Source organism: Pyxidicoccus sp. M15, assembly GCF_056858435.1.
The window spans coordinates 6029520-6049390 of sequence record NZ_CM166495.1; the positions used below are offsets into that span (position 1 = coordinate 6029520).

Below are 19871 nucleotides of genomic sequence, written 5' to 3' on the forward strand. Positions count from 1 at the left end.
CTCAGCCCTTGTCCTTGCGGACGATGACCTTCTTGCCGCGGAGCGTGGTCTCCTTCAGCGCGGCGATGATGCGGTTGGCGTCCGGCTCCGGCACCTCCACCAGGGAGAAGCTGTCGCCAATCTGGATGGCGCCGATGCGCGACGAGTCGAGCCCCGCCTCACCAGCGATGGCACCCACCAGGTCCGCCGGCCGCATGCCCGCGCGCCGGCCCGCGCCAATCCACAGCCGGGTGATGTCCCACGTAGGCGGGCCCCCCCGGGACTTCGGGCCCCGCTCCGGACGTCCGCCGGGCCGGCCTCCGGGCGCGCCGGGAGGACCGAACTTGCCGCGCTCGGGCCGGTCCTTCTGCGGGGCGACGGTGGGGATTTCCTCCTCCTTGCCCTCGCGGCCCTCGTCCTGCGAGTCCTGGAGGAGCTTCAGCGCGGCGGCGGCGATGTCCATGGCGTCGAACTCCGAGGCCAGGTCCTCCACCACGCTGCGCAGCGGGTCCAGCTCGCCGGCCACCAGCGTCTCGCGCAGGGAGGAGCGGAGCATCTCCTTCCGCTTCTCGCGCAGGTCCGCCACCGTGGGGACGGTGGCCACCTCGATGCGCTGGCCGGTGACGCGCTCGATGTTGCGCAGCAGCCGGTGCTCGCGGGGCTCCACCAGCGTAATCGCCACGCCCTCGCGGCCGGCGCGGCCCGTGCGGCCGATGCGGTGCACGTAGGCCTCCGGCGCGTTGGGCACGTCGAAGTTCACCACGTGCGACAGCCGGGGGATGTCCAGGCCTCGCGCCGCGACGTCCGTGGCCACGAGCAGGTCCGTGCCCTGCGACTTGAGCTGCTTGATGACGCGATCTCGCTGCTCCTGCGTCATGCCGCCGTGCAGGGCGTGGGCGCGCCAGCCGCGGCCGTTGAGGGACACGGTGAGGTCGTCCACCTCGGTGCGGGTGCGGCAGAAGATGATGGCCGCGGTGGGCGACTCCACGTCGAGCAGCCGGCCCAGCGTGGCAATCTTGAAGGCGCGCGGGACGACGTAGGCCGTCTGGCGGACGCGGGGAATCTCGCCCTGCTCCACCTTCTCGCGGGCAATCTTCACGCGCACGGGCTCGTGCAGGTGGCGCTCGGCGATGGCGGCGATGCGCGGGGGCAGGGTGGCGGAGAACAGGGCCGTCTGCCGGTCCTCGGGCGTCCCGGAGAGGATGGCCTCCAGGTCGTCGGCGAAGCCCATGTCGAGCATCTCGTCGGCCTCGTCGAGCACGACGGTGCGCACGTCGTCGAGCTGGAGCGTCCCGCGGCGCAGGTGGTCCAGCGCGCGGCCCGGGGTGGCGACGACGACGTCCACGCCGCGCTTGAGCACGCGCAGCTGCTGGCCGATGACCTGCCCGCCGTAGAGGGGGAGCACGGTGACGCCGAGCTTCTGCCCGTAGCGGTGGATGGCCTCGGACACCTGCATGGCCAGCTCGCGCGTGGGGACGAGCACCAGCGCGGCGGTGGTGTTCGGGCGGCTCTTGCCCGCCGTCAGGTGCTGAAGGAGGGGCAGGGCGAAGGCGGCCGTCTTGCCGGTGCCGGTGGCGGCGATGCCGAGCAGGTCCTTGCCGGCGAGCAGCGGCGGGAGGGCGGCGGCCTGGATGGGCGTGGGCTCCTCGTAGCCGAGCGCGCTGAGCGCCTCGACCAGCGCGGGCTTGAGGCCCAGGGAGTCGAAGGTGGGGTTGACGGGGGCTTCGGGGGGAGGAGGCGAGGCTTTCACAGCCGGGGCTTGTACCACCTGCACTCGCCGGATGGCCTCGAAGATTGTCGGCTCTGTCCCACATCTGAAAACAGCCCGTGCCGTGGGGTCATGGGCCGGGGCGGGGATGTCATAGAGTACGTGGCTTGGAAAGCTGGCGGGATTGAGGCCCGCCGAGGAGAGCGCCATGCGACGTGTCTGGTGGGGCCGGGCCCTGGTGCTGGGGATGCCGCTGGTGGCCTGTGGGCCGGGCGCCCCGGGGGAGGACCTGGCGGACACGATGGGGGTGGCCGAGGCGGAGCTGCAGTCGTGCAGCACCACCGCCGCACAGCCCGCGGGCTGCTACTACGGCCAGTACTGCGGGGTGAATGCGTTCTGCACGCCGGTGGCGGCGCCCACGTGCGCGAACTTCGTGGCGCACGGGACGAGCTGGAATCCCAGCACGTCGCTCGGGCCCGTCATCTACCAGTCGGGGCAGATCTTCTTCGGACCGGACACCAGCTGGTGCCTGGCGGGGTATGAGCGCATCATCCTCCGGCTGAAGGCCTACTCGCCGTCCGCGAACCTGCCGACGAGCCGCTCGGGCTTGAGCAACTGGTTCTATTACGTCCGGACGGATGGCACGGTGCTCGACGGCTCGCTCCTGGCGAACAACATCAACACGAGCGTCGACCGCCGGACGATGACGTTCGACACCAACCTCTGCGTGCTGGCGGGCACAACGTATGTCAGCGCGGGTTACTTCTTCGGGGACGGCAACGAGCACTGCGCCCAGGCGGTGAAGTAGGGCGGATTCAGCCCGTGAGGCCCCAGGTCAGGAGCGAGCCGCCGCGGATGCCGAAGTAGCCGTAGGCCTCCCGCCCCTGCTCCACGCTGGCCAGGCAGCGGACGGAGGTCTTCTTCCCGGAGGGGTGCTGGATTTCGGTGGCGTAGCTCCGGTGCAGGTGCCCGCAGAGCACCAGCTTCGGCTGGAGCGCGTCCACGAGCAGCCGTGCGTACTCGTTGCCCACGGTGTCGTGGCTGAAGCTCCGGCGCTGTCCCTGGAAGTCGGTGGCGTCCTTCGGCTCGACGATGCCGGAGGGCCAGTCGTGGACGAGGAGCACGTCCGCGTGCCCGAGCTCCAGGACCTGCTCGACGTCTCGCTCGTTGAAGTACGTGAAGTCCTTGTTGGAGCAGGAGCCGAGCGCGGAGAGGGGTGGGCGGGTGTCGCGGAAGGCTTCCTCGCTGTGGATGCCGGACAGGCCCACGACGCGCAGGCCGTGCAGGTCCATGACGCCGACGCGGCCGAGGTAGTGGCAGTGGCGGGTCAGCTCGAAGCCCTCGGGGTGGGTGTCGAGGTAGCCATAGGGCTCGTGGTTGCCGCCGATGAAGTAGAGGGGCCAGGGGAAGCTCCGCCGGACCTTGTGGTAGGCGCCGAAGTCGCCGAGGTGCCGGTACTTCGCGGGAGCGGCCATGGTGGCGAGGTCCGCTTCGTCGCGGTGCGGCTCGAAGTCGCCGACCTGGAGGACGAAGTCGAACTGCCGGTGGAAGACCTCCGTCGCGTGCCGGAGGTCGTTCACCATGCGGTTCATGTGCCCGTGGACGTCCCCCACGGCGGCGAAGAAGACCTCGTTGATGTCGGTGGGCATGGTGGGGCCTGTTGCCGTACAGGGACGGGGCGGTGGGTGTCGGGCTGACTCAGCCAACCAACGAAGGCCAGTTGCGGCCGACCCACGCGCGTTGCTCGGCCTCGGTGCGCCAGTGGGGGTCCTCGCGGTCAATCCTCCGTGAGCGGGCGAGCAGCGGGGCCAGGGCCGTGAGCATGCGGTCTGCGAAGGGGGCGTCGTGTACGACGAGCAGTGCCTCGCTCTCCCAGTAGGCCGCGGTGACGTCCAGGTTGGCGCTGCCCACGGCGACGGCCGTTGTGTCGCAGACCAGGAGCTTGGCGTGGACGTGGGGGAAGACCCGCTCCAGCTCGGGCTCCCACCCTGGGGCCGGCGGCATCGCGAACTCGTAGGCGATTCCACCCGCGTCGATGACCGCGTCCAGGCGGCTGCGGACGTAGCGGTCCGCGACCTCGCGCATGGTGCCGCCCGGGAAGTATTCCTGCTGACCATGGTAGGGACGGACGCTGCCGAAGAGGACCTCGACGTGCACGCCGCGATGGAGCGCGGCGACGAGTGCGTTCTGCAACTCGAGGAGCAGCGGGAAGGTGTTCACGAGGACGAGGCGCGAGCGCGCATGGCGGATGAGCGCGAGCTGGGCGTCCAGCGTGTGCGTGTCCTTGAGCCCTTCATGCAGGACGAGCCGCGCGGAAACGGTTCCCGCCGGAGACGTGGTGCGCACCGGCCAGGCCTCCCCGCCCGCGCGGGTCCACTCCGCGAGGAACGCGCGTTCCAGCTCAGAGACCAGCGGGCCCGAGAGCCGCGCGCCGCAGTCCAGCCACGGCACCTCGCGGTAGTCGGAGGTTCTCCGGAGGGCGACCTCGTCGAAGCCCGTGTAATAGGGCGCGCCCATGTTGCGCCCCGTGACGAAGGCCTGCTCCGTGTCGATGAGAATGAGCTTCCGGTGGTTGCGCTGCTTCAGGGACTGGAGGTTCGGCAACCCGGACAGCGGAGCGATGGCCCGCACTTCGATGTTGGGTGTCTCGGAGAGGTGGACGAGCGCGGGGTTCATCGCGCCGAAGGAGTCATGCCCGCTGTAGAGCGCATCGGCGAGCAGGCGCACGCGTACGCCCCTCGCCGCCGCATGCTTCAGTGCTTCGGCGAAGCGGGCCGTCACGCCGTCGTCCTCGACAATGTAGCACTGCCAGTGGACGGTGCTCCGGGCGCCGTCGATGGCGGCAATCACCGTCTCCCGCGCACTCGCGTTGTCGAGCTCGAAGTCGATGGTGTGGCCGCCGACGCAGCGGCCGCCTCCGGCGAGCGTCAGCTCACGGGAGAAGCTGTCCGGCTCGTCGGGTATCGAAAGGGGCGCCGGTGCATGCCCGTCCGGCAGGAGCATCAGCTCGTTCGGAGTCAGGGTGCGAAGGAAGGGGTGGACGGGCTTGTGCTCGTCCCGGGTGACGACCGCGGAGATGGCTGCTCCCGCGATGGCGAGGCGTATGGCCACGCGAAGCAGCCGCTGGGCATCCACCTGACGCGGGACATCGTCGGCGCGCGCGTCTTCGAGCCAGGCACTGGCGTCGATGAGGAGCGGCGCAGCGAGGCCCGGCATGAGCTTGTGGAGCCGCTCCCGATGCGCCTCGAGCGGCTCGGTGTCGCGCAAGCGGACGAAGACGGGGTGGCACGTGTCCGCGAAGCCCGTCAGTGTCTCCTGGAGCGACGGCTGCGTGATGTGGCTGTCGATGAGCAACAGGGGTCGCTCGGGAGCGAGCAAGTGACACGGTGCGAGCTGTCTCGCGGCGGAGTCGAAGGCGAAGGCGAGGGCCCGACTGTGCCCTTTTTGGACGTGGGCGAACCAGGAGGCAGGCAGTGCGACGGCACCGCCTTGGTGCTGGGCGCCTCCGAGAGGTGCGCCGCCCTCGAAGGCGGTCAGGACGCCGGGGGGGGGCACCGTGACATTCGACAGGAGCCAGGCCTGTTCGACGGCGAAACGGGGCGCATGTCCTGGCAGGAGCAGTGAGTCCGAGATGGCGTAGCGCTCCTCGAACAGTGGGGTGGAGGGGAGCGTGCGAGGCAGCAGCAGCGTGGGGACGTAGGCGTCCTGCAGCGCCCTGGCTCCAAAGACGCCAATCAGGCGCGCGTACAGCTCATCGACCGCATCCGTGGCGACAAGGAGCAGGTCCGCGCCCCAGCGCCGCGCGGCTTCTTCGAAGGCTTCGGCGCGCCCCATGGGTCCACTCGATAGGGACTCGATGCGCAGCGTTTCGGCGACGCCGAGCGCGAGAGAGAGGGTCTGGAGCTCACCGGCCTTCTCGGGTGCCTCCGGGGTGGTGAGGGCGATGAGCTCGGTGGGCGGGGCGTGCTTCGCGAGGAAGCCCGCCACCGAGGCGAGCCCTCTGCCATCGGGCGCCGCCGCGATGGCCAGTCGCGAAGTAGGGGAGGGGGCCGTGGGACAATGCGCGCCGACGGAGAGCACGTGCAGTCGCTCACGGATGGCGAGCGTCAGGAGGGTGCTCACGCGGGCCCGTGGTGACGTGGCGAACAGCGGGCCGATGACGACGAGCTCGGAGCCGTGCTGCCGGGCCGTTTGAGTGACGGCATCGGTCGACAGGTGGTCTTCGAGCTGGTGGCCGACGCTGGTCTCCACGTGCCACTCCCGCACGCCTTCCCAGAGTCGGTCGAGCGAGGTGAGGCTGGGCGGCCGAGGTGCTTCGAGGTCCCTGCGCTCGGGCGACAGGCCGTACAGGTGCACGCTCTCGGGCGCGGGGGCGAGGCGCCGCGCGGCGGTCAGCACCTGTTCCGGGTTCGCACTGGCATCGAAGAGGATGAGCAGGCGTCGGAACATGGCGGAGGGTGACCCTTCAGTCCTTCCAGAGAATCTTCCACGGATGCTTGCGCAGGTCCGTCACCAGCGTGCGCAGCTCGTTGTACAGCGTCGGGTCCTGGAGCACCGCCCCGGCCGTGCCCTCTCCGCTCTCAATCTTCGCCAGCACCCGGTCCGCCCGTGCGGCGATTCCTTCCAGCTGCCCCGCCGCGTTCGTGAAGCGCTCCAGCGCCACCTTCACGCGCTGACCGTCCTCGGGGCCCAGGGCGCCCGTCACCGCCGCCAGTCCGTCCAGCGTCGTGCCCGCGGACTTCGTCAGTCCGGGCAGCTCGCTGCGCATCACCGCCGCCGTGGCCGCCGCGTCATCCAGCAGCCGCGCTCCTTTGCCTCCGGGTTGGAAGGACTCACGCGCGAAGGCCGCCAGCTGGCGCAGGTCCTTCGAGGTCGCCGCCAGCTCCGAGGCCAGCACCTTCACGTCGCCCTCGTTCTCCGTCAGCATCCGGTCCAGCGTCTTCGTCAGCCGCGACACGTTCGCCGCCAGGTCCGTCACCGCCTCCGGGTCCTTCTCCAGCATCGCGGAGAGAATCTCCACGAAGCGCGAGAGCTGCTCCGCGAGCAGGTCCAGCCTCGGCGCATCCGTCCCGCGCACCGCCTGCCCGGCGCCCAGCGGCTTCCCGGCCGCCCCTGGATTCAGCTCCAGGTACGGCTCACCCAGCAGGCCCACCGTGGCCACCGTCACCCGCGCATCCGTGCGCAGCGCTCCCAGGGCCTCCGGCGCCACCGCCAGCTCCATCTGCACCGGCATCGGCTTGCCCTGTCCGTCTCTGCGCTCGGGCAGCAGGCGGATGGCCTGAACGCGCCCCACCTGCACGCCGCCCAGCTTCACCGGTGCGCCCTCCACCACGTTGCCCGTGTGGCCGAAGTCCACCGCGAGCCCCGCGCTCGAGCCCACCGACAGCTCGCCCATCAGCCACAGCAGCACGAGCACGCCCACCACCGTCGCCAGCACCAGGGCGCCCACCTTCAGCTCCAACCGTCGCTCATCCATCCGTCGCGCCCTCCATGAATGGCGCCGTCAGCACCCGGAGCTCGGGCGCGGAGGACTCCAGGAACCCGGCCGGTGGGCCCAGGTATGCACAGCGTCCTCCCGCCACCACCAGCACCCGGTCCGCCAGGCCCTTCAACTGCCGGTAGTCATGCGTCACCACCAACCCGCCCAGCCCCCGCGCCTTCAACGACGCCAGCACCTCTTCCACCTGCGACGCCGCCCTCCGGTCCAGCCCCGTCGTCGGCTCGTCCAGCAGCAGGTAGCGTGGCTTCAGCACCAGGGCCCGCGCAATCGCCGCGCGCTTCTTCGCTCCGGGCCCCAGCTCCGGGGGCAGCCGGTCCGCCCACTCCTGCAGGCCCACCTGCGCCAGCGCCGCCTCCACCGCCTCGGCGGGCGCCTCCGGGTCCGCCAGCTGCACATTCTCTCGCAGCGTCCGCCAGTCCAGCAGCGCCGGGCCCTGCACCAGGTACGGGGCCCGTCGGCGCAGGCGCACCAGCTCGCGCTCGGGCCGCGAGTCCACCCGCTCGCCCCACAGCTCCACCTGTCCCGCGTCCGGCCGCAGCAGCCCCACCGCCATCCGGCACAGCACGCTCTTCCCGGAGCCGCTCGCCCCCGCGATGAACGTCAGCTCCCGCGTGGACACCTCTGCCGTCAGCCCTCGCAGCACCTGCCGCCCCGTCTCGAACGCGACGTGCACGTCCGTGAAGCGCAGCGTGTCGTCGGCGGGGGAGGGGCTCTGACTCACACTCGGGCTCACAGGCGCAGCAGCTGGAAGGCGAGGGACACGGTGAAGTCGATCAACAGGCACCCCAGGCTCGCGGCCACCACGCCAGAGGTGGTGGCCTCGCCCACCGCCTCGGCCCCGCCCCTCGCCCTCAGGCCCGCCACCGCCGCCGCCAGCGGAATGTACAACCCGCAGCCTCCCGCCTTCAGCCCCGCCGCGAGCAAGTCCCAGCCGTCAACGTAGCGCGGGTCCATGAAGGCCCGCCCATCCACTCCGAAGGCGAGGCTCGCCACCGTCACCGCGGCCAGCGTCGCCGCCACCGTGCCCAGCGCGCTCAGCATCGGCACACCGAGCACCCCGGCAATCACCCTCGGCGCCACCAGGTCCGCGTGCGGGTCTCCCGCGGACATCTCCAGCGCCTCCACCTGCTCGTTGACGCTCATGGTGGACAGCTCCGCCGCATGGCTGGCGCCCGCTCGCGACGCCGTCAGCATCGCGGACATCACCGGGCCCAGCTCGCGGACGAGCAGCTCGAAGTACGCGGGTCCGAGCACCGCCACGTTGCCCACGAAGCGCGTGGCCTGGCTGTTCGCAATCGTCACCAGCACCGCGCCGAAGAAGGCCATGCCGGACATGACGAGCCACACGCTGCGCCCGCCCAGTTCGTGCAACTGCGCCAGCGACTCGCGCCAGGGCACTCCGTCTCGCAGCGAGGCCCGCACGGTGCGCGCCAGCATCACCGCCGGCGCTCCGAAGAAGGACAACACGGCGCTCATGCCATCCACCCCGCCAGCAGCGAGGTGAGCAGGAAGTCGAGCACGAAGATGGCCGCGCAGCCTCGCACCACCGCGCTCGCCGCCGCCTGGCCCACGGCCCTGGCGCCGCCTCGCGCGGACAGGCCCACCGCCGTGGACACCAGCGAGATGGCCAGGCCGTAGGCGCCCGTCTTCACCACCCCACCGAGGATGTCGAGCGGGCTCAGCATGTCCGCGAACGTCCCATAGAACACGCGCAGCGGCAGCCCCAGCGTGAGGAGCGCCGCCACGGACTCGAAGAGGATGGCCACCAGGAACGTGAAGGTGCTCAGCGCGAGCATGCTCAGCTCCATGGCCACCACCCTCGGCGCTACGAGGATGGCGAACGGGTCCAGACCGATTCCACGCAGCCCTTCAATCTGCCCGCCCACCTGCATGGTGGCCAACTCCGCCGCGTTCCTCGCGCCGATGCGCGCGGACATGATGAGCCCGAGCAACAGCGGCCCGAACTCCCACAGCACGCCGTACCCCGCGGCCCAGCCGAGGAACGCCCGTGCTCCGAAGCGCTGGATGTAGAGGCCTGATTGCAGCACCACGATGACGCCCGCCAGCGCCGCCGTGGCCAGCGCCAGCGGCAAGGAGCCGTAACCGAACTGCACCAGTGCTCGTGCCAGCTCGCGCCGCTCCAGTCTGGGCAGCCCCAGCACCGTGCGCCCCGCCACGAGGCCCAGGGCCCCCGCGCCGCGCACCGCTTCCAGGCCGGTGCGGCCCAGCCAGGAGAGGGGATTCACGCGAGCCCCCGTGCACGCCACGCCGCCGCCAGAGCCTGCGCGGAATGAACGTTCCTTCCGCTGCAGCCGGCCACCGGGGGGCAATCCACGTGTGCTCCCCATACCCCTTCGGGCGGAAGACTCGCGGAATGAACGTTCCTTCCGTAGCGGCAGGCCACCGGGGGACCACCCACGTTTGCGACCCAGGCCTGCCCTTCGGGCGGGGGACTCGCGGAATGAACGTTCCTTCCGCAGTTGGTGGCCACCTGGTGACAACCCACGTTTGTGCCCCCCGCCACCCCTTCGGGCGGGGGACTCGCGGAATGAACGTTCCTTCCGCGGCGACCGGCCGCCAGGGGACCACCCACGTTTGTGCCCCCTGCCACCCCTTTGGGCGTGGGACTCGCGGAATGAACGTTCCTTCCGCAGCGGCCGGCCACCAGGGGACCACCCACGTTTGTGCCCCAGGCCACCTCTTCGGACGGGGGACTCGCGGAATGAACGTTCCTTCCGCGGCCACCAGCCACCGGCGGGCGCCTCACTTCGTGCGGGCCGCACCCGTGCCCCGACCTGGCCGTCGGCCTCACGCCAGCGCCTCGTCCGGTGCGTGCTCCAGGTCCGGCGCGGGGGGCCCGTCATGCACCAGCTTCCCGCCACGCAGATACAGCCAGCGGGGCAGGGTCAGGTCCACCGGGGCCTCCGGGGCCGCGACGAGCAGCGTGCCGCCCCGGGACACCTCCAGCAGCACCCGCGCCACCTGCCGCGCCGTGCCGGGGTCCAGGCCCGCGAACGGGTCATCCGCCAGCAGCACCGAAGGCTTCGCGGCCAGCGCCCGTGCCAGCCCCGCGCGCTTCTTCATCCCTCCCGACAGCCGCTCGGGCAGCGTGTCCGCGGCCTCCGCCAGGCCCACCGCTCGCAGCACCTCGTCCGCCCGCGTCCGGGCCTCGGCCTCCGGCACGCGGCGGCGGGTGAGGGGCAGCAGCACGTTGTCCCGCACCGTGAGCGAGTCGAACAGCGCATCCGTCTGGAACACCATTCCAAACGCCGCCTGCCGCGTCCGGCGCTCGGCGGAGGACAGGCGCGCCGCCTCCTGCCCGTCCCACAGCACGCGTCCGTCCGCCGGAGTCACCAGCCCCGCCAGCGCCTTCAGCAGCGTCGTCTTCCCCGAGCCCGAGCGCCCGAGCACCAGCGCCTGTGTCCCCGGGGGCAGGGCGCAGTCCACCGACGCCAGCACCGTGCGCGCTCCGTACCGCACCGTGAGGCCGTCCGCGCGCAGGTCCATGGTCAGGGTTGCCAGCGCACCAGGGCGCCGCCGGAGCCCGCTCCCCAGAGGTCACCCGGGCCGGTGGCCTCCAGTGCATTCAGCGTGTTGGGCGGCACGTTGACGCTGGTCCAGCTCGCGCCGTCGAAAAATCGGATGTCTCTTTCGACTGATGTCACCGCGTAGACGGCCGTGCGTCCGAACGCCATCATCGCGCGCAGGTCCACCGGATCCCCCGACACCGTGAGCACGGGCTTCTTCGTCCACGTCGTGCCCGTGCGCTCCAGGAGCAGGCCCTTGTCGCCCGCCGCATAGGCGAGCCCGGACGTCAGCACCCGCACCGCGCGCAGGAACCCCGTGGTGCCCGGATTGCCGAGGTCCTCCTTCGTCCACGTGCTACCGCTCGCGGGAGCGCGCCACGCGGCGGGGCGCTCGATTCCACCGACGTCCTCCATGCCCACCGTGAGCAGCGTCTCCGGGCCCAGCCCGTGAATCGCGCGCAGGTTGGCGGCCACCTGGGTGACGAGCGTGGGCGCGGCCTGGCTCGAAGCGCCCTCCACGTACTCCCAGCGGATGACGCGGCCCAGGCTGTCCACCGCGAAGAGCTGCACGGTGGCCCCCTGTCCCTGCTCGAAGCCCACCATGCCGTTGATGGCGCTGCTCGCGACGCCATCCACCTGCGCGCAGGTGTCCAGCGCGCCCGGCGACACCGTGGCCAGCTTGCCCGCACTCGAGCCGACGAACACGCGCCCGGTGCTTGCTACCCAGGCCGACTTCCAGTCGCCGGCACAGCTCCCCACGGCCGTGAAGGTGTCGCCGTTGACGTGCAGCACCCGGCCTCCATCGCCCGCGAGCCAGCCCCGGTTGCCACCGTACGGTGCCACCGCGTTCCACCTCGCACTCGCGGAGCCCACCCCCGAGTCCGTGTCCCACGGCGTCGCGGCGCACCCGGCGAGGTCCTCGTCCCTCGCGCCGTCGCAGTCGTTGTCCAGCCGGTCGCACACCTCGGTGCCGGTGCCGGAGGCGAGGCTCGTGCCGTCGTCGCAGTCCGTGCGCGTGGTGCTGGCCCCCGGCGCAGGGGATGAACACCGGGCGGCCGTCTCCGTGCCCGCGCTGCCGTCCCCGTCGTCGTCCAGGAACCAGGGCACCGGCTGCTCGGCGCTGACGCACGCGGTGGAGGACACGCCCTGGCAGGCATTCTGCCCCTGACAGCCCAGGGCGGTGGTGCACGCGGCGCCCACGGCGAAGGCATCGTCGTCCTTCACGCCGTCGCAGTCCTCGTCCACGTTGTCGCAGCGGGACTCCTGCTGGCCGGGGCGGATGGTGCCGTCCTCGTCATTGCAGTCGCCGCCGCGCGTGGCCGTGCTGGCGGGCTGGACGCACGAGGGCACCCCCAGGCCACTCCCATAGCCGTCTGAGTCGCGGTCCGCGAAGTACTCCTGGGCACCGGGCGCGTCGGCCTCACCCTCCGCGCAGTTGTTGTCCACCCCGTCACACAGCTCGGTCGCCTGCGGATGGACCTTCTCGTCCGAGTCGTCACAATCCGTGCCCGGGCGCGTGCCCTTGTTGGAGACATAGCTGTCGTTGTCCAGGTCCTCGGCGCGCAGGTCCAGCCGCGCGTCGGCGACGCCCACCTCCGGCATCTGGGCCTCCACGGACTGCTCCGCCACCAGCGCCCCGTTGCAGGAGCGCTCGTGCGCGGTGGCCGTCAGGCGCAGGTTCCGGCTCCAGCCGTCGCGGCCGAGGATGGCCACCGTCCGCGTGTCGCTGCGCACGCCCGGCACCACCTGCACCTCCTTGGACTCGGTGCGAGAGGCGTCCTCCAGGTCCACCACCGTCAGCGTGAGGCACCTGGGCTGGAAGGTTGCATAGGCCAGGGAGACCCGCAGGGCCCCCGCGGCCGGAGGCGCCTCCTCCTTCTTGCACCCAGAGATGGAAACCGCCGCCAGCAGCACACCCAGAAGGAATAAACGCATCGTTTGTGCATTCCCGGGCGCGCCAAGGCGCCCGCCGTCATGACGCACCGAGGTCAGAAACTCCGGAGACCCTGAACAGACCCAATAGACCGCCGTACTGGCCACCGTCCAGACGCGCGAATGGCCATGGTTCCCCTCCGTCACCTTCGTTATATGGCGCGCCGAATCGCATCCCCTGGCTCGACCCCTCTCCGCCCGCCCATGCCTACCGTCCGTCCCGTCCTCGCCACGCCCCTCTGCGCCTGGCTCGCGCTCGCCGCGCCCCAGGCCCTGGCCCAGGACGCGGGGACGTCCGGCTCGCCCGCCATGGCTCCGGAGCAGGCTCCCTCGCCGGATGCGGAATCCGCAGCGCCCGGTGCGGATTCCGCACCCCCCCGCGCGGAATCAGCACCCCCCGGAGAGCAGGCGGCGTCGCTGACGCTGGAGCGGGCGGTGTCCCTGGCCGCCGAGCGCAACGAGTCCGCGCTGGCGGCCCAGCAGCGGGCCGAGGCCTCCCAGGCGCGCGTGGCCCGGGCCCGCGCCTTCTTCTTCCCGGAGCTGACGGCGACGGGCACCTACACGCGGCGCTCCAACCAGTCGTCGCGCGAGGTGGGCGGCCAGGAGGTCATCCTTCAGCGCTACAACGCCTTCGGCGCCAGCTTCCTCGCACGCGTCACCCTCTTCGACGCCCGGGGCTTCCCCCTGTACCGGGCCGCGCGGCTGGAGGGTGCGGCCGCCGGGCTGGACGCGGTGGAGGCCCGCCGCCAGGTGTCCTTCGAGGCGGCCAATGCCTTCCTCGTCTCCCTGGCCGACCAGCAGGTCTTCCAGGCCGCCGAGCAGCGCCTCGCCTTCGCCCGCCAGTCGCTGGAGGACGCGAAGGCGCGCGCGGAGGCGGGCCTCGCCAGCACCAACGACGTGACGCGCGCGGAGCTGGAGGTGGCCAGCGCGGACGTGCAGCGCACCCGCGCGCGTAACACCGCGCAGACGAGCCGCCTGGAGCTGGGCTACCTGCTCGTGGAGCCCGTGGAGGGCGGCCTGGCCCCGCCGGATGCGCTGCTGACGGACGCGGCGCGGCCGCTGGCCTCCCACCAGGCGGTGGTGCAGGACGCGGCGGACCGGCGCCCGGACATCCTCTCCGCGCGGCTGCGCGTGGAGTCACTGGAGGCCAACGCGCTGGAGCCGCTGGCCCGCCTGCTGCCGGTGCTCGGCGCGTCGTACACCTACCGGCTCACCAACGAGTCCGGCCTCACCGGGCGCACCGGTGACGGCTTCTTCAGCGTGGACCTCACCTGGAGCCTCTTCGACGGTGGCGAGCGGTATGCAGAACGTCGTGAGCGGGTGGCGCTGGCGAAGGCCGCGAAGCTGGAGGAGCAGGCGGGCACGCGCCGCGTGGACGTGGACATCCAGCGGGCGAGGGTGGGGTTGGAGAATGCGCAGGCCGCGCTCTCCCAGAGCGACCTGGCGGTGCGCGCGGCGCGGCAGAACGCCGAGGAGCAGGGGATTCTGTACCGCCAGGGCCTGTCCACCGCGCTGACGGTGGCGGACGCGGCCGTCAGCCTGTTCGAGGCGGAAGTGGCCCAGGCGCAGAGCCGCTATGCGCTGGGCGTGGCGCTGCTGGGACTCAGGGCGGCTGTGGGACTCGATCCGCTGGGGAAGGAACCGTGAAGCTGATGCGACGCGCAGGAACGCTGACGCTGGCCGTGGCCGTGATGGCCCTGGGTGCCGGATGCAAGAAGGACGCGGAGGCCCCCAAGGGCGGCCCGGGCACGGCGGCGGCGGCCCCGGGCGGGCGCGGCGGCGGCCGCGGGCCCATCCAGTTCCCCGTCGAGGTCGCCCGGGTCGAGACACGCGACGTGGAGTACGTGGTGAGCGCGGTGGGCTCCGTGGAGGCCTTCGAGCGCGTGCAGATCACCGCGCGCGTGGGGGGCGCCGTGGAGCGGGTGCTGTTCTCGGAGGGGCAGACGGTGAAGAAGGGCGACCCGCTCGCGGAGATCGAGCCCGCGCGCTACGCCATCGCCGTGCGCTCCGCGGAGGCCGCGCTGGCCAAGGCGAAGGCCTCCCTCGAGGAGGCGAAGGCGGGCGCCGCGCGCCGCGCCGCCGTCAACGAGGCGAAGCCGGGCCTCTTGCCCGCCGAGCAGCTGGAGACGTACCAGACGCGCGCGCGCACCGCGGAGGCGGAGGTGGCCTCGGCGAAGGCGATGCTGGACCAGGCGCAGCTCAACCAGCGTGACGCCTACGTGCGCGCCCCCATGGACGGGGTGCTGCAGACGCGCACGGTGCAGACGGGCCAGTACGTGCAGCCGGGCCTCGTCATGGCCACGCTGGTGCGCCGCGAGCCGCTGCTCCTGCGCTTCACCGTGCCGGAGGCCGACGTGACGCGAATCACCCCCGGCATGGCGGCGCGCTTCACCATCCGCAACGGCGGCGGCAACTTCACCGCGAAGATCACCCACGTGGCCGCGGCCGCGGACGACGCCAGCCGCATGGTGCCGGTGACGGGCGAGGTGTCCGGCGAGGACGCGAAGGCGCTGCGCCCGGGGACGTTCGCCACGGTGACGGTGCCGGTGGAGACGCGGGGCGGCAGCCCGGTGGTGCCGCAGACGGCGGTGCGCCCCAGCGAGCGCGGCTTCCTCGCCTTCGTGGTGGAGGGCGACAAGGCCCGCGAGCGCGTGCTGGAGCTGGGCATGCGCACGGCGGACGGCCTGGTGGAGGTGCTCGACGGCGTGAAGTCCGGCGAGACGCTGGTGGTGCGCGGCGCCGAGGCGCTGCGTGACGGGGTGGCGGTGCGCGTGGCGCAGGCGCCCAGGCCCACGCTCAGCGGCGAGCCGGGCCCGAAGCCCGAGGCCAGCCCCGAGGCCAGCAATGAAGGCAAGGGCGGAGGTGCCCGCAGATGAGCCTCACGGAAGCCTGCATCAAGAAGCCCGTCTTCGCCTGGATGATCATGGCGGCCACCATCGTCTTCGGACTGGTGGCGGCCCAGCGCATCGGCATCAGCCAGTTCCCGGACGTGGACTTCCCCACCATCAACATCTCCGTCGCCTGGGAGGGAGCGAATCCCGAGGCGGTGGAGAGCGACCTCATCGAGCCCATTGAAGAGGCCGTGACGCAGGTGGAGGGCGTCAAGAGCATCACCTCCAACGCGCGCCAGGGCGGCGCCAGCATCACCGTGGAGCTGGACCTGTCGCGCAACGTGGACCTCGCGCTGCAGGACGTGCAGGCGAAGGTGAGCCAGGCGCAGCGCTCGCTGCCGCGCGAAATCGACCCGCCCGTCATCTCCAAGACGAACCCGGAGGACCAGCCCATCATGTGGGCGGGCGTGTCCGGGCCCTTCTCCCAGCAGGCGGTGAGCGACTTCGCCCGCTACCGGGTGAAGGAGCGCCTGCAGACGGTGCCGGGCGTGGGCGAGGTGCAGCTGGGCGGCTCGCTGGAGCGCAACGTGCGCATCTGGGTGGACGCGCAGAAGCTGGACGCGCGCGGGCTCACCGTCACGGACGTCATCGCCGCGCTCCAGCGCGAGCACGTGGAGTTGCCCGCGGGCCGCATCGAGACGGAGGGCCGCGAGGTCAACGTGCGCGTCATGGGCGAGGCGCTGGACCTGGACACGCTGCGCGGCCTGGTGGTGCGCGAGGCCGACGGGAAGCCGGTGTACCTGAACGACGTGGCGCTCATCGAGGACGGCTTCGAGGACATCCGCCGGTTGACGCGCGTCAACGGCCAGCCCGCGCAGGGCCTGGGCATCCGCAAGCAGCGCGGCGCCAACGCGGTGGCCGTGGCCCAGGCGGTGCGCGAGGAGCTGTCGAAGATCGCGAAGGACGCACCCGAGGGCATGGAGGTCGGCATCCGCTTCGACTCGACGAAGTTCATCGAGGAGAGCGTCCATGAAATCGAGTTCGAGCTGCTGCTGGCCTGCATCCTCACCGCCTTCGTGTGCTGGGTGTTCCTGGGCTCGCTGTCCAGCACGATGAACGTGGTGCTCGCCATTCCCATGTCGCTGTTGGGAACGGTGGCCGTCATCTACTTCCTGGGCTTCACGCTCAACACCTTCACCCTGCTGGGATTGGCGCTGGCGGTGGGCATCGTGGTGGACGACGCCATCATGGTGCTGGAGAACATCTTCCGGCATGCGGAGGAGGGGAAGGACCGGGTGAGCGCCGCGCGCGAGGGCACCGCGGAAATCACCTTCGCCGCGCTCGCGGCGACGCTGGCGGTGGTGGCCATCTTCCTGCCCGTCATCTTCATGAAGGGCATCATCGGCAAGTTCTTCCTCCAGTTCGGCGTCACGCTGTGCGTGGCGGTGCTGCTGTCCTACGTGGAGGCCATTACGCTGGCGCCGGCGCGCTGCGCGCAGCTGCTCAAGACGTCGCGCGAGGGCCGCGGCAAGGTGGGCCTGATGGTGGACCGGGCCTTCTCGCGGCTGGAGCGCGCGTATGAGCGGGCGCTGGGCTGGGGCCTGAAGCGCCCCTGGTGGGTGCTGGGCACGGCCTCGGTGCTGCTGGCCGCGAGCGTGTTCGCCTTCCGCGCGCTGCCGGGCGAGTTCGTCCCCTCGCAGGACCAGAGCCGGCTGATGGTGCGCCTGCAGACGGCGGTGGGCAGCAGCCTGGAGGAAACGAACCGCATCTTCCAGAAGGCGGAGGCCTTCGCCAGCTCGCGGCCGGAGGTGGAGAGCGTCTTCGCGACGGTGGGCGGAGGCGGCGGTGCGTCCAGCGTCAACGCGGGCATGCTGATGCTCACGCTGACGCCGCCGGACAAGCGCATGCCGCAGGCGGAGCTGCAGCAGATCTTCCGCAAGGAGCTCAACAGCATTCCCGGCCTGCGCGCGGTGGTGCAGGACATGTCGCAGTCGGGCTTCACCGCGCAGCGCGGCTTCCCCGTGGAGTTCAGCGTGCGCGGCTCGGACTGGGATGCGCTGGTGACGGCCAGCCAGGAGGTGCGCGAGCGGCTCCAGGCCAGCGGCAAGGTGGTGGACGTGGACACGGACTACCAGCTCGGCATGCCGGAGCTGCGAATCACGCCGGACCGGGCGCGCGCGGCGGACCTGGGCGTGCCCATCGAGGCGGTGGCCTCGTCCATCAACGCGCTGGTGGGCGGCCTGCGGGTGGGCAAGTACAGCACGGGCGGCCGGCGCATCGACGTGCGGCTGCGCCTGCTGGCCGGGCAGCGCTCGCGGCCCGAGGACCTGTCGCTGCTCAAGGTGCGCACCGCCAGCGGCGCGCTGGTGCCGCTGTCCTCGCTGGTGTCGCAGGAGGAGCGCCCGGCGCTGCAGGCGATTACCCGGAGAGACCGCGAGCGCGCCATCAGCGTCTTCGCCAACGTGGCGCCCGGCTCCAACCAGGAGGAGGCGCTGGCCACGGTGGAGGGGCTCTCCAAGGACCTGCCGGGCGGCGTGCGCCTGGTGCCCGGCGGCGCCAGCGTGGCCTTCCGCGACTCGATGAGCAGCCTGTTCTTCGCGCTCTTCCTCGGGATTGGCGTGGCGTACATGGTGCTGGGGGCGCAGTTCAACTCGTTCCTGCACCCCGTCACGGTGCTCACCATCCTGCCGCTGTCGGTGGCGGGCGCGGCCTTCGCGCTGCTGGCCACGGGCAGCACGCTGAACATCTTCAGCATGATTGGCCTGCTGCTGCTGATGGGCATCGTGAAGAAGAACTCCATCATCCTGGTTGACTACGCGCTGCAGGAGCGCGAGCGCGGGGCGGATGCGTTCCACGCCATGCTGCGCGCGGGCCCGGTGCGGCTGCGGCCCATCCTGATGACGTCCACCGCGACGATGATGGCGGCCGTGCCGGCGGCGCTGGCGCTGGGCGCGGGCTCGGAGACGCGCGCGCCCATGTCCATCGCGGTGCTCGGCGGCCTGTCCGTGTCCACCGTGCTCAGCCTGCTGGTGGTGCCCGCCTTCTACGTCATCGCGGACCGGATGAAGACGCGGCTGGGCGCGAAGCTGGGGAAGAAGCCGGACGCCGAGTCGGGGACGCACCCGCCTCGCACCGACGAGCCCCGGCCGGCCACGCACCACGGCTGAAGCGGGCGGAACAGAGCTTCCGTTCCACGCACGCCGCCAGTCCTACCGGGTGGGGCTGGCGGCTTCGTCGTTTCAGGGCGCCACGCGCCCCAGGCCCTCGAAGGTGACGCCGCCCAGGCAGTCCTCGCGCTTCAGCGGCGAGCCGGGCTGGAGGCGGAAGTCGCCCGCGTCGGCATCCTGGAACAGCGGCTCCAGCACCACGTTGCCGTTCTCCCCCAGGACGACGCGCGGCGGGACGGCGTGCGTCTCCACGACGTGCTGGTCATTCTGGAAGAAGACGTTGCAGCGGATGTCACCCGTCTGCACGTACATGTGGCTCAGGCCCACGGCCGAGCCGGCGATGACGTTGCGCCGGATGTCCACGTAGCCCGCCTGCACGCCGAGGGCGAGCGAGGTGTTCTTCCAGAAGATGTTCTCCTCCACGACGGCCACGTTGTTGAAGTGGTTGAAGGCGAGCGCGTAGTCGTTGCGCCAGAAGAGGTTGCGGCGCACGTCCGCGAGCGCGTGGAAGTAGAGCAGCACGCCGGTACCGTTGCCCTCGAAGATGTTGTTCGTCACGAGCGCGGACGTCTTCGCGTCATGCCCGTCCGCGTAGATGGCGGAGGCGTACCAGTTGCCGCCGCACCAGCGGTCCAGCTCGGACGTCATCGTGCACCACGTGGTGGAGCCCACATTCCGGAACGTGAAGCCGGAGATCTCCACGTCGCTGGCGCCGGAGTAGTCGATGAGGTTGAAGGGCTGGCCCTGGCCGTCCCAGAAGGTGAGGGGGGCGCCCGCGCCGGTGAGCCGGATGCCGCTCTTGAGGCGGACGTGCTCGGTGTAGACGCCCGGCGTGACGAGCACCGTGTCCCCGGGCCGCGCGGCGTCGATGGCGGCCTGGATGGTGTCGTGGTGCCCGGGCACCACGAGGGTTCGCGGCGCGCGGGGCTCGGGCTGCGGTGGGGGTGCTCCGGCAGGCTGCTGCGCTGGGGCCGCTTCCGCGGGCTGCTGCACGTCGGGTGTGCCGAGCGCCGTGCCCTCGGCGTCGAGAGACTCGTTACCCGCGGGGCTTCCGCAGGCGGCCAGGCAGAGCGTGAGCAGCGTGAGTGAGCCAGGGTGCTTCCAGGACATGGTTCCCCTCCCATTTGGAGTCACGAGACCGCAGGCCCCTGCGCACCGCGAAGTGTTACCCGAATCCGAAGCGGATGGGCTCCTCGGAGATCTGAGGCGCGCGGCATTGAACCCTCA

14 protein-coding genes are annotated in these 19871 nt (G+C 71.5%); 4 read left to right on the forward strand and 10 right to left on the reverse strand.

Going from position 1 to position 19871, the window contains the following annotated elements:
* Position 1: 1 nt before the first annotated feature.
* Entirely contained in the window at positions 2–1729 is a 1728-nt protein-coding gene (locus ACX9TP_RS22640; protein WP_482981811.1) for a DEAD/DEAH box helicase, read from the reverse strand.
* 166 nt (positions 1730–1895) lie between these two features.
* Here ACX9TP_RS22640 and ACX9TP_RS22645 point away from each other — a divergent pair, with 166 nt between their 5' ends.
* Complete coding sequence (locus ACX9TP_RS22645) at positions 1896–2495, forward strand: hypothetical protein (protein WP_482981812.1); 600 nt, start codon at positions 1896–1898, stop codon at positions 2493–2495.
* A gap of 7 nt (positions 2496–2502) precedes the next feature.
* Here ACX9TP_RS22645 and ACX9TP_RS22650 read toward each other — a convergent pair whose 3' ends face one another.
* The 8 genes from ACX9TP_RS22650 to ACX9TP_RS22685 form a co-directional block, all read right to left on the reverse strand.
* Positions 2503–3336, reverse strand: a complete 834-nt coding sequence (locus ACX9TP_RS22650) for a metallophosphoesterase (RefSeq protein WP_482981813.1) — start codon at positions 3334–3336, stop codon at positions 2503–2505.
* Positions 3337–3385: 49 nt separating this feature from the next.
* Positions 3386–6136, reverse strand: a complete 2751-nt coding sequence (locus ACX9TP_RS22655) for a phospholipase D-like domain-containing protein (RefSeq protein ID WP_482981814.1) — start codon at positions 6134–6136, stop codon at positions 3386–3388.
* Positions 6137–6152: 16 nt separating this feature from the next.
* A complete protein-coding gene (locus tag ACX9TP_RS22660; RefSeq protein WP_482981815.1) occupies positions 6153–7163 on the reverse strand; it encodes an MlaD family protein in 1011 nt (336 codons plus the stop codon).
* Positions 7156–7908: an ATP-binding cassette domain-containing protein gene (locus ACX9TP_RS22665; protein ID WP_482981816.1), complete on the reverse strand. Its 753-nt coding sequence runs from the start codon at positions 7906–7908 to the stop codon at positions 7156–7158. Before ACX9TP_RS22665 ends, ACX9TP_RS22660 begins: the two co-directional genes overlap by 8 nt.
* A gap of 8 nt (positions 7909–7916) precedes the next feature.
* Positions 7917–8663 (reverse strand): MlaE family ABC transporter permease, encoded by a 747-nt coding sequence (locus ACX9TP_RS22670; protein WP_482981817.1) that lies wholly within the window; start codon positions 8661–8663, stop codon positions 7917–7919.
* Complete coding sequence (locus ACX9TP_RS22675; RefSeq protein WP_482981818.1) at positions 8660–9433, reverse strand: MlaE family ABC transporter permease; 774 nt, start codon at positions 9431–9433, stop codon at positions 8660–8662. The genes ACX9TP_RS22670 and ACX9TP_RS22675 overlap by 4 nt, the downstream gene beginning before the upstream one ends.
* Positions 9434–9995: 562 nt before the next feature.
* The gene (locus tag ACX9TP_RS22680) at positions 9996–10694 is read right to left on the reverse strand and encodes an ABC transporter ATP-binding protein (RefSeq protein WP_482981819.1); all 699 of its coding nucleotides are present in this window, start codon (positions 10692–10694) and stop codon (positions 9996–9998) included.
* A 2-nt stretch (positions 10695–10696) separates the two neighbouring features.
* The gene (locus ACX9TP_RS22685) at positions 10697–12649 is read right to left on the reverse strand and encodes a MopE-related protein (RefSeq protein WP_482981820.1); all 1953 of its coding nucleotides are present in this window, start codon (positions 12647–12649) and stop codon (positions 10697–10699) included.
* 201 nt (positions 12650–12850) lie between these two features.
* Here ACX9TP_RS22685 and ACX9TP_RS22690 point away from each other — a divergent pair, with 201 nt between their 5' ends.
* From ACX9TP_RS22690 to ACX9TP_RS22700, 3 genes are read left to right on the forward strand one after another with little or no spacing between them, the layout of a single operon-like run.
* Positions 12851–14293: a TolC family protein gene (locus ACX9TP_RS22690; protein ID WP_482981821.1), complete on the forward strand. Its 1443-nt coding sequence runs from the start codon at positions 12851–12853 to the stop codon at positions 14291–14293.
* A gap of 5 nt (positions 14294–14298) precedes the next feature.
* Complete coding sequence (locus ACX9TP_RS22695; protein WP_482981822.1) at positions 14299–15522, forward strand: efflux RND transporter periplasmic adaptor subunit; 1224 nt, start codon at positions 14299–14301, stop codon at positions 15520–15522.
* Positions 15519–18644, forward strand: a complete 3126-nt coding sequence (locus ACX9TP_RS22700) for an efflux RND transporter permease subunit (protein ID WP_482981823.1) — start codon at positions 15519–15521, stop codon at positions 18642–18644. The genes ACX9TP_RS22695 and ACX9TP_RS22700 overlap by 4 nt, the downstream gene beginning before the upstream one ends.
* A gap of 72 nt (positions 18645–18716) precedes the next feature.
* Here ACX9TP_RS22700 and ACX9TP_RS22705 read toward each other — a convergent pair whose 3' ends face one another.
* Complete coding sequence (locus tag ACX9TP_RS22705) at positions 18717–19754, reverse strand: right-handed parallel beta-helix repeat-containing protein (RefSeq protein WP_482981824.1); 1038 nt, start codon at positions 19752–19754, stop codon at positions 18717–18719.
* Between the last annotated feature and the right edge of the window lie 117 nt (positions 19755–19871).